General features: G+C 24.0%; 16 protein-coding genes. 9 read left to right on the top strand and 7 right to left on the bottom strand.

Annotated elements, in window-relative coordinates; translation table 11 throughout:
* Positions 1-381 precede the first annotated feature (381 nt).
* A complete protein-coding gene (gene hflX, locus AS160_RS09695; protein WP_165148311.1) occupies positions 382-1,650 on the top strand; it encodes a GTPase HflX in 1,269 nt (422 codons plus the stop codon).
* A 9-nt stretch (positions 1,651-1,659) separates the two neighbouring features.
* Here hflX and AS160_RS09700 read toward each other — a convergent pair whose 3' ends face one another.
* Positions 1,660-3,366 carry an HD-GYP domain-containing protein gene (locus tag AS160_RS09700; protein WP_165148314.1) on the bottom strand — a complete coding sequence of 569 codons (1,707 nt, stop codon included), beginning with the start codon at positions 3,364-3,366 and terminating at the stop codon, positions 1,660-1,662.
* Between the two features lie 55 nt (positions 3,367-3,421).
* Between AS160_RS09700 and AS160_RS09705 the strand changes: the two genes are divergently transcribed.
* From AS160_RS09705 to AS160_RS09720, 4 genes are all read left to right on the top strand, one after another.
* Positions 3,422-4,864 (top strand): alpha-amylase family glycosyl hydrolase, encoded by a 1,443-nt coding sequence (locus AS160_RS09705; protein WP_165148317.1) that lies wholly within the window; start codon positions 3,422-3,424, stop codon positions 4,862-4,864.
* A gap of 39 nt (positions 4,865-4,903) precedes the next feature.
* Entirely contained in the window at positions 4,904-5,464 is a 561-nt protein-coding gene (locus tag AS160_RS09710) for a transglycosylase SLT domain-containing protein (protein ID WP_241244258.1), read from the top strand.
* Positions 5,465-5,532: 68 nt separating this feature from the next.
* Positions 5,533-6,783 carry a glycerate kinase gene (locus tag AS160_RS09715; RefSeq protein WP_165148356.1) on the top strand — a complete coding sequence of 417 codons (1,251 nt, stop codon included), beginning with the start codon at positions 5,533-5,535 and terminating at the stop codon, positions 6,781-6,783.
* Positions 6,784-7,113 carry a DsrE family protein gene (locus tag AS160_RS09720; protein WP_165148320.1) on the top strand — a complete coding sequence of 110 codons (330 nt, stop codon included), beginning with the start codon at positions 6,784-6,786 and terminating at the stop codon, positions 7,111-7,113.
* Between the two features lie 38 nt (positions 7,114-7,151).
* Here the strand turns inward: AS160_RS09720 and glgB are convergent, their stop codons facing one another.
* The 5 genes from glgB to trpS form a co-directional block, all read right to left on the bottom strand.
* Complete coding sequence (gene glgB, locus AS160_RS09725; protein ID WP_165148323.1) at positions 7,152-9,353, bottom strand: 1,4-alpha-glucan branching protein GlgB; 2,202 nt, start codon at positions 9,351-9,353, stop codon at positions 7,152-7,154.
* Positions 9,354-9,489: 136 nt separating this feature from the next.
* Positions 9,490-10,233: a pseudouridine synthase gene (locus AS160_RS09730; protein WP_165148326.1), complete on the bottom strand. Its 744-nt coding sequence runs from the start codon at positions 10,231-10,233 to the stop codon at positions 9,490-9,492.
* Positions 10,196-10,726 (bottom strand): SMC-Scp complex subunit ScpB, encoded by a 531-nt coding sequence (locus AS160_RS09735; RefSeq protein WP_165148329.1) that lies wholly within the window; start codon positions 10,724-10,726, stop codon positions 10,196-10,198. The genes AS160_RS09730 and AS160_RS09735 overlap by 38 nt, the downstream gene beginning before the upstream one ends.
* The gene (locus AS160_RS09740; RefSeq protein WP_165148332.1) at positions 10,716-11,393 is read right to left on the bottom strand and encodes a hypothetical protein; all 678 of its coding nucleotides are present in this window, start codon (positions 11,391-11,393) and stop codon (positions 10,716-10,718) included. Before AS160_RS09740 ends, AS160_RS09735 begins: the two co-directional genes overlap by 11 nt.
* A 5-nt stretch (positions 11,394-11,398) precedes the next feature.
* Positions 11,399-12,376 carry a tryptophan--tRNA ligase gene (gene trpS / locus AS160_RS09745; RefSeq protein WP_165148335.1) on the bottom strand — a complete coding sequence of 326 codons (978 nt, stop codon included), beginning with the start codon at positions 12,374-12,376 and terminating at the stop codon, positions 11,399-11,401.
* A 92-nt stretch (positions 12,377-12,468) separates the two neighbouring features.
* Between trpS and AS160_RS09750 the strand changes: the two genes are divergently transcribed.
* From AS160_RS09750 to AS160_RS09765, 4 genes are read left to right on the top strand one after another with little or no spacing between them, the layout of a single operon-like run.
* Complete coding sequence (locus AS160_RS09750) at positions 12,469-13,074, top strand: DUF4897 domain-containing protein (protein ID WP_165148338.1); 606 nt, start codon at positions 12,469-12,471, stop codon at positions 13,072-13,074.
* A gap of 2 nt (positions 13,075-13,076) precedes the next feature.
* Complete coding sequence (locus AS160_RS09755; protein ID WP_165148341.1) at positions 13,077-13,721, top strand: hypothetical protein; 645 nt, start codon at positions 13,077-13,079, stop codon at positions 13,719-13,721.
* Positions 13,722-13,753: 32 nt separating this feature from the next.
* Positions 13,754-14,029, top strand: a complete 276-nt coding sequence (locus AS160_RS09760) for a LysO family transporter (protein ID WP_165148344.1) — start codon at positions 13,754-13,756, stop codon at positions 14,027-14,029.
* A complete protein-coding gene (locus AS160_RS09765; RefSeq protein ID WP_165148347.1) occupies positions 14,026-14,598 on the top strand; it encodes a lysine exporter LysO family protein in 573 nt (190 codons plus the stop codon). Before AS160_RS09760 ends, AS160_RS09765 begins: the two co-directional genes overlap by 4 nt.
* A gap of 4 nt (positions 14,599-14,602) precedes the next feature.
* Here the strand turns inward: AS160_RS09765 and AS160_RS09770 are convergent, their stop codons facing one another.
* Positions 14,603-15,385 carry an alpha/beta hydrolase gene (locus tag AS160_RS09770; RefSeq protein ID WP_165148350.1) on the bottom strand — a complete coding sequence of 261 codons (783 nt, stop codon included), beginning with the start codon at positions 15,383-15,385 and terminating at the stop codon, positions 14,603-14,605.
* Positions 15,386-15,893: the final 508 nt, after the last annotated feature.

The following is a 15,893-nucleotide window of genomic DNA, read 5'->3' on the forward strand; positions in this document are numbered from 1 at the left end:
AAACTAGTTAGAAGTATTTATTATATGCTTAAAAATAATTCATCCTATAATCCTATTGAATTATCTCAATCTTCTAAAAAAATGGTGTTTTTAAAGGATGATAGTAATAATCAATAATAATAATTAAGCGTTTACAATTAACAAAACAACTAAATAATTCTAATTTTTGCACCATGTGCATAATATTTGTTTTACTCTTTTTTCTATCTGTATTATTCTGAATTCTTGTTATTTTTCATCTTTGTTAATTTTCATTGTTTTTTTATTTCCCTCTTGACTTATTACCGGAGACTATTTTATAATACACTATTATATTAAATTCTTTTATTCCTATTTGTAAAAAATATTATGTATAATTTAATAAAAATAGGAGTTGATATAATGAAAGATATATATATTTCAGGTATTATAGTAGCTATCAATACTGGAGATTTAGATTTTAAAAAACAAATCGAAGAGTTAAAACTATTATGTAATAATATAGGCATTAAAATTCAATTAGAAATAATTCAAAAAAGAAATGACTATGATAAAAAATTTTATGTTGGAAAGGGAAAATTTAGAGATCTTTTAGAAGTAATTCAAACATATAATATTGATGTAGTTGTTTTTAATGATGCTTTATCTAATTCCCAAAGAAGAAATATAGAAAAGTTTTTAGGAGATATTAAAATTATTGATAGAAATGAGGTTATTTTAGAAATTTTTAAAAGAAACGCTAGAACAGCTGAAGCAAAATTACAAGTTGAATTAGCTACTTTAACATATGAATTACCAAAGTTAATTGGAATGGGTAAAGATCTATCGAGAATAGGTGGTGGGGCTAGGGGTTCTGGAACTGGAACAAGAGGTTCTGGTGAAACTATACTTGAATATAAAAGAAGAAATATAAAAGATAGAATTAATCATCTAAAAAAAGAATTAAAGGAATTAGAAAAAGTAAGAAAAAATAAAAATAAAAAAAGAAATGATTCTTATATAACTCAAATATCTATTTTAGGATATACAAGTGCTGGGAAATCTACTTTACTAAAAGGATTGACAAATGATGATAATATTTTGATTTCAGAAAAGTTATTTTCTACTTTATCAACTATTGCAAGAAAAGTCCATTTTCCATCAGGACTGCCTTCCATATTTTCTGACACTGTAGGATTTATTAGGAAATTACCAATAGAATTAATTGAATCATTCAAATCAACTTTAGATGAAATAAATTATGCAGATGCAATTATTGAATTGATAGATATTAGTGAAGAAACTTTTGATGATAAATTAAAAATAGTAGATAAAACAATAAATAATATTTTAATAGATGATATACCTAAATTTTTAGTTTTTAATAAAATAGATAAATTAAACTTTGATCAAATTCAACATATAAAAACATTATATCCAAATGCTATATTTGTAAGTGCAAAATCTAAAGAAAGCATTCATGAATTTTTATTAGAATTAGAAAAAAAATTGATAGAATTTAATATTATAAAATCTGAAAAATTCTTTTTTGAATACAAAGATTTATGGAAACTAGAAAAAATAAAAAATAATATTGGAATAAAGAGTAAAATTAAAGTAAAAAATGGATATGTTATAGAAATTTTATCTAAAGAAAATTTTTTAAATAAAATAAAAAATGAAATGCCTTAAGATGGCATTTCATTTATTTATAATTTTTTTTATTTCATTAAAATTTCTTATAAATATATCAACAATTTTAGGATCAAAACTTTTTCCTTTTTCTTTTTTTATTATTTCAAGAGCTTCTTCAACAGAATAAGACTTTCTATATGGTTTATCAGATATTAAGGCAAGGAATACATCTACTATTGAAATTATTCTACTTTCTATAGGAATTTCATCTTCAGATAGTCCATATGGATACCCTTTACCATTCCATTTTTCATGATGAGTTAAAACTATTTTTGAAATTATATTAAATGGATGAATATTTATATTTTTTACCAATAAGAATCCATATTTGGTATGTTTTTTTACTAATTCCCAATCCTCTTTATTAAGAGAAGATGGTTTTAATAATATATTATCTGGAATGAATGATTTACCAATATCGTGTGATATAGCTCCGTAATACAAACCCTTTAATGATATTTCGTCTAAATTTAATTTTTTACCAATAAAAAGAGATAAATCCCCTAATAATTTATTATGTTTTATACTGTATTCTTTTATCTCTGATATTTTACCTAGTATTTGAAATAAAATTTCTATTTGTTCATAATAGTTATTTTTTATATTTTCTGTTTCAATAATTTTCAAACTCAATTCTTCAAATAACATGTTTAAATTCTCTTTAACTAAATCAGATTCAAATGGTAAGTCATCAATAATTCTTTTGAAATTTAATTCAAAAGATCTATAATTCATTTTCCCATATAATAATTTTTTAAAAGATTCTAAAAACAATACAATAGCATTATTTTCACTTTTTAAAACATTAATATTTTTTTTGAGTATATCATTTTCGTAAATTGCATTAACAAAAGGCGTTTTTATCATTTCTAAATTTTTCATTAATATTTCAAATAGAGCATTAAATTCTCTTATTGGGGTTTTTATATATTTAAAATCACTATTTAACAATTTTTCTATATTAAAATTTTTCAATAAAGACATATTTATATTGTAATTTTTATAAATATAATTATATATTGATGATATAAATACAATAGTAAATATAAAACTTATAATTAATGAATAAATTATTGTTTTATAATAATCAATAATATGATTAAAATACCTAACTTTAAAAAATACTCTAATTTTTAATATATCAAAAAAAATTTCAAAATCACTTAAATAATATGATCTTTCTTTAGTTATTTTATTTGATAATATTAAACTATTATATTTATTAAAAAGAGTTTTATTACCATATAGAAAATTATTATCATTATCAGTTATATAATATTCAAAATCCAAAGTTATATTAGAAAAATATTCATCTAAAATTTTATATAGATTTAATTTAAAAAAATTTTTAATACCGTTATTCTCAACTAATAAATATAAATCATTATTTTTAATTCCTGTAATATAAATATCATAATAAAATAAACTTTTTAAAAATTTTTTATAATTAAATTCTATAAATTCATTATTTTCAGCTCTAAATAATATGGATGGTTTGAAAGATGATGAAAAATAATTAATGATATAATCATCAAAATTTTTTTCCAATAAATCGCTCGAAACATTAATTGTTAATTTTGTATTTTCATAAAATTTATTTACTTGTTCATTTTGTTTTAATAAAGATGATATTATAATAAAAGATATTATAAAAGAAATTAATGATATAATAATAGAAAAAAAATAAATACTTTTTATAGAATAAATCTTCATCTTTTCACCTCAAGAATAAGATTTATTATATTATATCATAGAAAGGGGATAAAACATGGTATTTTATGAACTATTTGTAAGATCTTTTTATGATTCAAATAATGATGGAATTGGAGATTTAAAAGGACTCACAATGAAATTAGATTATTTAAAAGAATTAGGAGTAGAAGGTATTTGGTTGTTACCAATTATGCAATCGGCTGCATTCCATGGTTATACAGTTATCGATTTTTATTCTATAAATCCATCTTATGGAAATATCGATGATTTTAAAGAATTAATCCAAGAAGCACATAATAGAAACATAAAAATAATATTGGATATACCAATTAACCATACTTCTGTAAAATGTGAGTGGTTTCAAAAAGCTGTAAATGGAGACGAGAAATACAAAAACTATTATGTATGGGCAAATGAAAAAACTAATTTAAAAGAAAAAAGACATTGGGACGATAGTTTGATATGGTTCAAATATAAAAACAAATATTTTTATGGATTATTTGGATCATCATCTCCTGATTTAAATTTTGAAAATAAAGAATTATGGAATGAAATAAAAAATATTTTTAAATTCTGGTTAGATTTAGGAGTTGATGGATTTAGATTAGATGCTGCAAAACATATTTTTGACTATGATATAGAAAATATGAAATTTAAATATCAACATGAAAAAAACATTGAATTTTGGAATGAAATGGTTAATTATATAAAAAATATTAATAAAAACGCTATAATAATTAGTGAAATATGGGATTCTCCAGAAATTGTTAAAAAATATCATGGAATTTTTGATGTTGAATTTAACTTTCCATTTTCATATTATATAAAAGATACAATTAAATATCATGATCCAAGAATATTAGTTCAAGGAATTAATGAAACACTACATCATTATATATCAGGTAGTATTAAATCCATATCAGGAAATTTCTTTACAAATCATGATATGGAAAGATTAATGACAACTTTTAACGAAGATATAAATATGTCTAAAATGGCTTTTAATATTTTAATGACTTTACCAGGTTATCCATTTATATATTATGGTGATGAAATCGGTATGCGTGGGAAAATAATTGATGTGAATTATACAGAAGACTCCCAAGAACCCATGCAATGGTATGAATCTGGATTTGGCCCCGGACAAACAGAATGGAAAGGTTGCAAATTTAATCCTCCATATAATTTTATCTCAGTTGAAGAACAAGAAAAAATTAAGCAATCGATATTAAATCATGTCAAGGATCTTATTTCTTTTAGAAAAGAAAATAAATGGTTAGAAAATTCTCTTATTTCAAACTTATTTAATGATAGATTTACAATTAGTTATATTTTAAAATCACACAATAAAGAAATAAAAGTTTATCATAATATTAAACCACAGAAAACAAAAGTAAAGAAAGAAACATATAAATCATATAAAATATATGGACAAGGAATAATTAAAGATAATTATATAGTATTAGAAGGTTTTTCTTCTATTATTCTTGAAAAATAACATGGAGGTGATAGTATTAAAAAACATATATTTATTTTATTGTTAATTTTTATTACTATAATTAATTTTGGTGAAACAAAAAGTTATAATTTAACTAGCGAAACAAATTTAAAATTATTTTTAACAGATTTTATGAATAAGGAATATAAATTAACGACTGGAAATGAGCTAAAACCAGATAGAAGAGTTTTGCTAGCAGAATCTATTTTAATTGCATCTAAAGAATTTCAAATATCTCCAATTTTAATAGCAGCTATTATTGATACTGAAACTAATTTTAGAAATGTTATTGGAAAATACGGAGAAATTGGATATATGCAAATTCGTCCTGAGACAGCAAAATATATTATAGAAATGTATATAGATATTTTCAAAAAATATGATTATTATAAATTAGATTTAAACTGGATTAAAGATAGATTGTTATACGATCCTAAATATAATATATTAGTAGGAACAGCATATTTAAATTATTTAAGAGAACTTCATGGAGATATAACTCATGCAATAGGATGGTATAATGGCGGTGGAAACTCTTATTATTTAGATAAAGTAGTATATAAAATTGCTCAAATAACTATAGAATATCCAATAATTTAGGAACCTTTTGGTTCCTATTTTTTTATGTTATAATATATTATAACTAATTTTAATTAGAGGTGGTTCTTATTTTAAAAAACGATTTATTAAAAATAATTAATTATACAATAGATTCAGTATTACCTGAAAATTCTGTAAGAAAAAATATTAAAAAAATGAATATTTTAAATGAAAAAATATTTTTACTTTCTATTGGAAAAGCTGCATGGCGAATGGCTAAAGCAGCAAAAGAAGAATTAAAAGAAAATATTAAGTCGGGTATAGTAATAACAAAATACAATCATAACTTAGGGGATATTGATAGTTTAGAAATTTATGAAGCTGGTCATCCTATTCCAGATGAAAATTCTATTAAAGCTACAAAAAGGGTTTTAGAAATTATAAATAGTTTAGAAGATGATTTTATTATATTATTTTTAATTTCTGGTGGTGGCTCATCATTATTTGAATTACCAGAAGACAATATTTCTCTAGATGAAATCCAATATATTACACATCAATTATTAAGATCTGGAGCTAATATAAATGAAATTAATGCAATACGTAAGCGATTATCAAAAGTAAAAGGTGGTAAGTTTGCAAATTTAGTATATCCAAAAAAAATAAAAGCATTAGTTCTGTCTGATGTTTTAGGGGATAAATTAGAATCCATAGCTTCAGGTCCTGCATATAAAGATATAAATTCATCAAAAAAAATTGAAGATATTATAAAAAAATATAATATTAATGTAAATAATAGTATTAAAAAAGTATTATTCAAAGAACCCCCTAAAAATATCGTTAATGCACAACATATAATAATTGGAAGTGTTAAGATTGCTTGTGAAAAGGCCTTTGAAAAAGCAAAAGATTTAGGTTATAATGCATTATTATTAACAACATCGTTAAGTTGTGAAGCAAAAGAAGCTGGCAAATTTTTTGCAAATATAGCACTAGAAGAACTAAAATATAACAATCCAATAAAAAAACCATGTGCTATTATTGCTGGTGGAGAAACAATTGTAAATGTTAAAGGAAATGGTTTAGGCGGAAGAAATCAAGAACTATCTTACTCTTTTGCGTTAGAAGTAGAGGGATTAAAAAATATTGCTTTTGCATCAGTTGGAACTGATGGTACAGATGGACCTACAGATGCCGCTGGAGGAATAGTTGATGGTTTTACCTCAATTAAATTAAAAACAAAAGGCTTAGATCCATATATTTTTCTTGAAAATAATGACACATATAATGCTCTTGAAGAAGCTGGAGATTTATTAAAAATTGGTCCTACAGGAACAAATGTTAATGATATTATAATATTATTAGTAGGAGGTAATTAAATGGATAAATTAGCCGTTCTTTGGACAACTGAAAATGAGGAAACTTTTTCAAAAATGATTTTTCCATATGTATATAATTCTAAGAAAAAAGGTTGGTTTGATGAAGTAGTTCTTATAATTTGGGGGCCTTCACAACTAAAAGCTATTGAGAAATTTAGCGATGATATAAAAAAACTTATAGACATAAATGTTATTGTAGAAGCATGTAAATGGTGCAGTGATCAGTATAATATATCTAATGAATTAGAAGAATTAGGAATTAATGTAAGATATACAGGTGAACCGTTAACTCATTACTTAAAAAATAATTATAAAGTTTTAAGTATATAAAATAACCTCCAAAGTATTGATTACTTTGGAGGTATATATTATTTATTTTTATGCCATTTAAAATATATTCCTGCTAGGGGAGGTAACGTTATATTAATAGAATTTTCTCTACCGTGGAATGGCACTTTTTCTGAGAAAACTCCTCCTTGATTTCCAACATTACTTCCCCAATATATTTCTGAATCAGTATTTAATATTTCTTTATAAAACCCTTCTCTTGGTACTCCAATCCTATAATTATATCTAACAACAGGAGTAAAATTGAAAATTGCAATAATTAAATCATCATCTTTTTTACCTTTTCTAATAAAAGATATAACACTATTTTCTTCATCTTTAAAATCTATCCATTCAAATCCATCTGGCGAATGATCTAATTCATATAACTCCGGAAGATTAATATATAAATAATTAAGATCTGTAACCAATTTTAATAATTTTCTATGAGATTCAAAATCCAATAAATTCCAATCTAATGATTTATTACAATTCCATTCATTAAATTGAGCAATATCATTTCCCATAAATAATAATTTTTTACCAGGATGTGCAAACATATATGAATAAAATAACCTTAAATTAGCAAATTTCTGCCAATAATCACCAGGCATTTTATTTATCATAGATCCTTTCTCATGAACAACCTCATCATGCGATAATACTAATACATAGTTTTCTGAATATGCATATACCATAGAAAAAGTTAACTCATTTTGATGATATTTTCTATATAATGGATCTCTTTCTATATACCTTAAAGAGTCATTCATCCACCCCATATTCCATTTCATAGAAAATCCCAATCCATCAAAATCAATAGGTTTTGTTATACCAGGCCAAGACGTAGATTCTTCAGCTATTGTTAATATACCAGGAAAGTATTGATGCGTTATTTTATTAAAATATTTCAAAAATTCAATAGCATCTAAATTTTCTCTTCCGCCATATATATTAGGTACCCATTCACCATCTTTTCTACTAAAATCCAAATAAAGCATAGAAGCTACAGCATCTACTCTCAAACCATCTATATGAAATTTATCTAACCAATATAATGCATTTGATATTAAAAAGTTTTTTACTTCATTTCTCCCATAATTAAAAATATATGTTCCCCAATCCGGGTGTTCCCCCATTCTTGGGTCCATATGCTCATATAATGCAGTTCCATCAAATTTACCTAATCCATGAGAATCTTTAGGAAAGTGACCAGGTACCCAATCTAATATAACTCCTATATTATTTTGATGCATATAATCTACAAAATACATAAAATCTTCTGGTGTACCAAATCTGCTAGTTGGTGAAAAATATCCAGTAACTTGATACCCCCATGACTCATCTAGCGGATGTTCTAAAATTGGCAATATTTCAATATGTGTGTAATTATGCTCTTTTACATAGTCAGCAATTTCATGAGCTAGTTCCCTATAATTTAAAAATTCATTATCATTTTTCCTTTTCCAAGAACCTAAATGAACTTCATAAATTGAAATTGGTTTTTCAAACCAATTCGTTTCTTTTCTCTTTTCAATCCAATTTTTATCTTTCCATTTATATTTATTATTTATATTATAAACAATTGATGCGTTATTTGGTCTAAATTCTGTAAAAAACGCATATGGATCAGATTTTAATAGTATATTACCATCTTTGGTTTTTATTTCAAATCTATATAAATCACCTTCTCTTACAAGTGGAATAAAAATTTCCCAAACACCTGAGGAACCCAGTACTCTCATTTGATGGACTCTTCCATCCCAATTATTAAAATTCCCAACTACACTAACCCTTTTAGCATTTGGAGCCCAAACAGCAAAATATGTTCCTTCAACATCATCTATTTTCAAAGGATGAGCTCCTAATTTTTCATATATTTTATGATTATTGCCTTCATTAAATAAATATAAATCATATTCTGTTATCATAGGTAAAAAACTATATGGATCTCTTGAACTCCAAGTATTTCCCATTTTATCAGTATACTTAAATTCATATTTAAAAAAAGTTTTTCTTTTTAATACTTTTTCAAAAAGTCCATCAGGGTGTATTTTCTCCATTAAGTATTTTCTTTTTGTTTTAGTATTTAAATTTATAATTTCTATATTTTCAGCAAATGGATGAAATGTTCTAATAACTATTTCATTTTCACTTAATTTATGAATTCCTAATACAGAAAAAGGGTCATGATGCTCAGCATTAACTATTTTTATCATTTCATCGTTCAACAAAGAACTCATTATTCCACCCCCGAAACAAATATACTCAAAAAAAAGAGATTTTTTTATTTTATTGGTTTTATTTAATTATAACACAAAATTTTCATCTGTCAAGGAAATTAAAATGTTTTTTTAATAAAAAAAGTTAGGGGAACCCCTAACTTTTTAAATATTTTTTAAACTCAAATATTTCTTTAGAACTTAATTTTTTTATGTCACCAGGATTTTTTACTTCTTCTATTGACCACGGACCAAACTTTATTCTTTTTAATTTAAGAACATTATATCCCAAAGCTTTAAACATTAATCTAATTTGTCTCTTCTTACCTTCATGAATACTTAAAGTTATTTCTGAATATTTTCCTTTTTTTTGAATTTTTTCTATAGTAGCAGGTTGTGTTTTATACCCACCTTCAATAACAATACCATTTTCTATTTTTTTCAAATCTTCATTATTAATATGTTTATTTACTAAAACTTTATATGTCTTATATATTTTATGTTTAGGGTGCAATAATAAATTTGCCAAATCCCCATCATTGGTTAATAGCATTATTCCTGAAGTATTATAATCTAATCTACCAACATGAAATACTTTTTCTTTTATTTTATCTTTAATTAAATCTGATATTGTTTTCCTACCTCTATCATCCTTTAATGCAGATAAATAGCCGATGGGTTTGTGAATTAAATAATATACATAATTATCAATATTATTAATCTCATCTTTTACATAAATTTTTTTATTATTTATTTCTATAATATCCTCTTCTACAACTTTAAACCATGGTTCTCTAACTATTTCTCCATTAACTTTGACCTTACCTAAAACTATTAAATTTCCTATTTCCCTTCGTGAACCTTCACCTATTTTCTGAAGAAATGTTTGAAGCTTTATCAATTTTAGCACCTCTTAATTCATTTATAGTTTTTTCAGGCAATAATTCAAAAAACATTTCAGATAAATCATATATATAACGATTTTTAGTATTTTCTTTTCTTTTTTTAACAATTAATCCCATTTCAATTAATTTTTTTATCTGATTGTATGAGGATTTTCCTCTCGACTTTTCTATTTCAGTTGTTGAGGAAGGACCATTTAATAATAATATAGCCAGTATTTCAAATTGCGACTCCGTTAAAGAAAATGTTCTGGGTTTTGGATTTAATATTGATTTTATTTCATTCTTAATAGTAAATCTATATTTCCCTTCAAAATTTTCTAGTTCAATTCCATGAATTTCAGAATTATAATGTTCCCATATATCAATCAAAACAGAATTTACCTTTTCTTCTGTTTCGTTTAATTTTTCAGCTATTTCTTTTGAACTAAATCCCGTTGGTTTAGAAAAAAGCATAGCTTCAATAATTGGCATTAAATGCTTATCCTGCATTTATTGGCACCTCTTCTTTGTTTTTTATAAACTCGTATTTTTCATTTACATAATGAATTCCATTTCTGACAAGTGTTAATGATGCTAAAAAATATACTATAAATTTCAATCTTTCTCTATTAGAATAACCATATAATTCTTGTAATGTAAATTTTTCTTTTTCTTTTAATTCCTCTAATGCTTCTTCAACAGTAAAATATTCTCTTAATATTTCAAGTTTTTGTTGTATTTTTATATAATCACTCATATAAAATTCTAGTTGTTCATGAATTTTATTTTTATCAAATCTAGCAGCTTTAACTTTTATAGGTTGTTTTATTTTATTCTTACCAAAATCTGCCTGGATTTTTTTCATTGCTTCTTTAATTCTTTCATAATCTTCAATAATATTATATAGTGTATTCCTTTGTTTTGTAAATTCAGTATCTTCCTCAGATCTTGGCAATAACTCTTTTGATTTTAATAAAGTTAAATACGAGGCAATTCTTAAAAATTCTCCTAAATCATCTAAATTATCGTAATTATCTTCTATATAATTATTAAATATATCAGCTATTTTAGAAACAGATAACAATCTTACAGGTATTTTTTTTTCTTTTACTAAATCAACCAATATTTCAAAAGGGCCAGAAAAAATATCTAATTCTATATTTAACTCTGAAAGCATTTATTTCACCACCTAAGATTCATTGCCTCCCTGACTTCTTCTAAAGTTTTTTTAGCAACTTCAGATGCTTTCTTATTTCCTTCATGAATTACATTTAAAACATCTTCATCTGATATTTTACTATAATTTTCCCAAATAGGTTTTAATCTATTTTCCATATTTTTTAATAGTAGTTTTTTACACTGAACACATCCTATTTCTGCGCTTTTACATCCATTAACTACCCAATTTAACTCATTTTGATCAAAAGTAAATGCTTTATGATAATCCCATACAGGACATTTTTCCGGATTTCCAGGATCTGTTCTCCTCATTCTTGCAGGATCTGTCATCATGGGCATAATTTTCTTTTTTAAACTATCAGAATTTTCATCTATCATTATAATATTACCATAACTCTTTGACATTTTCCTTCCATCAGTACCAGGAAGTTTTGGAATTCTTGTTACAATTGGATCTGGTTCAGGAAATACTTCTTTATATAAATTATTAAATTTTCTAGCAATTTCTCTACTTAATTCAATATGATATAATTGATCTTCCCCAACAGGAACAGCATTTGCTTTGTATATTAATATATCTGCTGTTTGTAAAACAGGATATGTCAAGAATCCAGCAGTTGATAAATCTCTATTACTTAAATTTTCTTTCAATTCTTTGTATGTTGGAATTCTTTCTAATCTACTTACAGAAATTAACATATTAAATAACAAATATAATTCAGCATGTTCTTTTATTGCTGATTGGACAAAAATAGTTGACTTATTTGGGTCAATTCCGGCAGCTAAATATCCCCTTACTATATCAAGAGTAGATTTATATATAATATAACTTTCTTCTTTATGCGTTGTTAATGCATGCCAATCAGCGACAAAAAAGAAAGTTTCATTTCCTTCATCTTGAAGTTTTTTCCAATCTTCTAAAACTAAAACATGTCCTAAATGTAATTTACCAGTTGCGCGCATTCCACTCAATATTCTCACAAAATCTCCTCCTTTTGCATATACTTCTTTAATTTTACCACATTTTGTGGTATTATATAATAAGAAAAATAAATTTTCAAGGAGGTTTTTATATGTCTGAAAAATATAAAAGAAAAAGTTCAAATAATTTTATCATTATAGCTTTAATTTTTATTGCTGGGATTAGTATTATAAATATATTTATGGCTAGAAATGCACGAGTTAATTTTGACATTATACAAAATGAAAATTATTATTATATTAAAGAAAACGGTAATATTGTAATGTTGTCAGAGGTTGTAGTTCAAGCACAAGATGAAAAATCATATAACAATTTATTATCTAGTTATAATAAACCTGATAATGAAAAAAGAAAGGTTTATGAAGATTTCATCGCTAATCTTACTAAAAAAACTGGAAGAAATTTTGAACTAATAAGTGTTCAATCAACAGTTTCGACAAATGATGGATACAAAATTAATGTAATTGAAAAATCTGAAATAAAAGGATTTATACTAAATTTGAATGATAATAAATATGAATTTTCATTGCCAGATCAAAAAATTAATTTAGATAACTCAACTTTATATATATTTAAACCAAATAACTGGGAATTTATTGAAGTAGTTCCAAACCCTACTGAGATTACTGAAGAATATCTATTATGGAAAAATACTGGAGAAATTGAATTTCCTAAAGTTATATTAGAAAGGAAATAAATATGATTTACTTAATAATTTTTATTTGGTTAATTATATTATCTATTGTTTCTTTAATTAATCTTTCTCTTTTAATTTCATTGTGGAGAAAATTTAATAATTTTTCCATATCAATAGATTCCTCAATTGAGGATCAATCTAATACTTTATTAGCAAGATTTCAAAAAATAACCTCTTCAAGACTAAGGGCTCTTGATAACAAAATTGAACTTTTAGATCAATTAATAAAAGATGCTGATGAAGTTTATATGAAATCTTTTTCTATGTTAACGGATTTAGAAAAGAAAAATGATGAAATTAAAAGAGTTAACAATAAAAATGTTAATAATAAAAATTTAATTAAAAATAAAATTGATAATTCAAGATTTTCTAAACTCGATTCAAATAGCATTGAAAAACCATTTTATACAAAAAATAATATTAAAAATGATATTGATAATAATTTTAATAATGAATTTTATGAGCTTCAAAATTCTTTTAATGAAAAAAAGAAAGAAAAATCTCCAGAACAATTATTAAAAGAAAAAATAATCGAACAATATAAAAAAGGAATAAGTATAAATGATATTGCTAAAATGTTAGATAAAGGAGCAGGTGAAATTAAATTAATCATAGATTTATATTATAATGAAAAAAATGGCGACTAATTTAGTTGCCAGTTTTTTATAGGAGGAATATAATGCTTTATTTAATATTAAGTTCATTTATTCTCGGTTTTATCATAGGAATGAACAAAAAACTTAAAATTTTTAAAAAAATTAACATCGTAACTTTTATAACTATATTATTATTATTTTTTATGGGTTATGAAATTGGAGCCGATAAAAATCTAATTACACAATTATCAGAAATAGGTTATTTAGCATTTTTTATTGCATTATTTTCTTTAATTGGTAGCGCATTACTTCCTACAATATATGAAAAAATCTTTTTAGATAAAGGTGATAAAAAATGATTCTATTAATTTCCGCTGTTGTTTTTGGAATTATAACAGGTTATTATTTTGATTTACAAATTTCAGAAAATATAATTACAATACTTCTTATGGCACTTGTTTTTTCTGTGGGAGTTGACATAGGTTCTGAGGAAAAAATATTGCATAAAATTAAGAGTAGTTTAAGAATAATTATTATACAATCATTTTTGGTGATAATAGGTAGTTTGCTTTTTGGTGGTTTTGTTTCTTTTTTTACTCAATTAAGTTTTAAAGAATCCTTAGGGGCAGCAGCTGGTATGGGATGGTACTCTCTTTCAGGAATTATGATAAGTTCTTTATATTCACCTTTTCTTGGAGCTGTTGCATTTTTATCTAACGTTATTAGAGAGGTCTTAGGTATTTTACTTATTCCAATATATTCAAAAATATCAGAAAATGGTGCAATTGGTATTGCAGGTGCTCCAGCAATGGATACATTACTGGGAGTAGTTTCAAAATATGTAAAAAAAGAAAAAATACTAATTAGTTTTGGACAAGGAGTAATTCTATCTATTATAATACCAATATTGATAAGTATTATATTTTAATATATTATATTAAAAACCCTTTTACTATATTACAATAAATATTTATTTTTTCTAAAAAAGCAGCATGCCCTGAGTTTTTAATTATAACCATCTCTGACTTTTTTATTTTTTTGTTTATAAACTCCATGTCAGAGATAGGCGTTATTATATCTTCATCTGCAGCTATTAACAATGTTTCACATTTTATTTTTTCAATTTCATTAGAAACATCAAAATTAAGATTTGATGAAGCTAATCTAATAAAACCATCAAACCATTCTTTAGTTAATAATTCTTTGAAAATTTTTCTTCTATTTTTTAACCAATTATAATTATTATTATAAAATGTTTTCGAATATATAAATGGTAAAGCTAGATCAAAAAATGATTCTCCATCATATGTTTTTGCTGCTACTTTCCAAGCTTCCCCTACAGAAGCTAAAAAATTATCTACTTTATATGTTGTATTAGAAAGTATTAATTTATCAACATATTCAGGATATTTAGAAGCAAATATTTCTGCCACTTGACCTCCATATGATAATCCCAATAAATTAACTTTTTTTAATCCTAAATGTTCTAATAACTTTTTTAAATCTTCAGAATGAACAGAAATATCATATTTTATAGATAATTTAGATGACTTTCCTTGGTCTCTCATATCATATACAATTACTTGAAAATAGTTCTTTAATATTTTAATATGCTCTATCCAACTTGCAGTACTCATCATTATACCATTTAATAGTACTAAAGGTTTGCCCTCCCCATGAACTTCATAATATATACCTAATTCCTCAAAAAACATATGAATCACCTCTCAATATATTTATTTAATTATAACATAAAATATAAAAATTCAAAAAAAGAATTATTATAAAAATAATAAATAATTATCTTTAAATAAGAATAAACATTCTAAACATAAGATAATTGAATATTAATGCATTTTTATTTTAATGTAAAAAGAGGTAAAATGAGAAGTGATTCATAAATAATGAGAAGTGATTCATATATTAAATAGTCTCCGGTAATAAGTCAAGAGGGAAATAAAAAAACAATGAAAATTAACAAAGATGAAAAATAACAAGAATTCAGAATAATACAGATAGAAAAAAGAGTAAAACAAATATTATGCACATGGTGCAAAAATTAGAATTATTTAGTTGTTTTGTTAATTGTAAACGCTTAATTATTATTATTGATTATTACTATCATCCTTTAAAAACACCATTTTTTTAGAAGATTGAGATAATTCAATAGGATTATAGGATGAATTATTTTTAAGCATATAATAAATACTTCTAACTAGTTTT

This window comes from Marinitoga sp. 38H-ov (genome assembly GCF_011057715.1).
Lineage (GTDB): Bacteria > Thermotogota > Thermotogae > Petrotogales > Petrotogaceae > Marinitoga.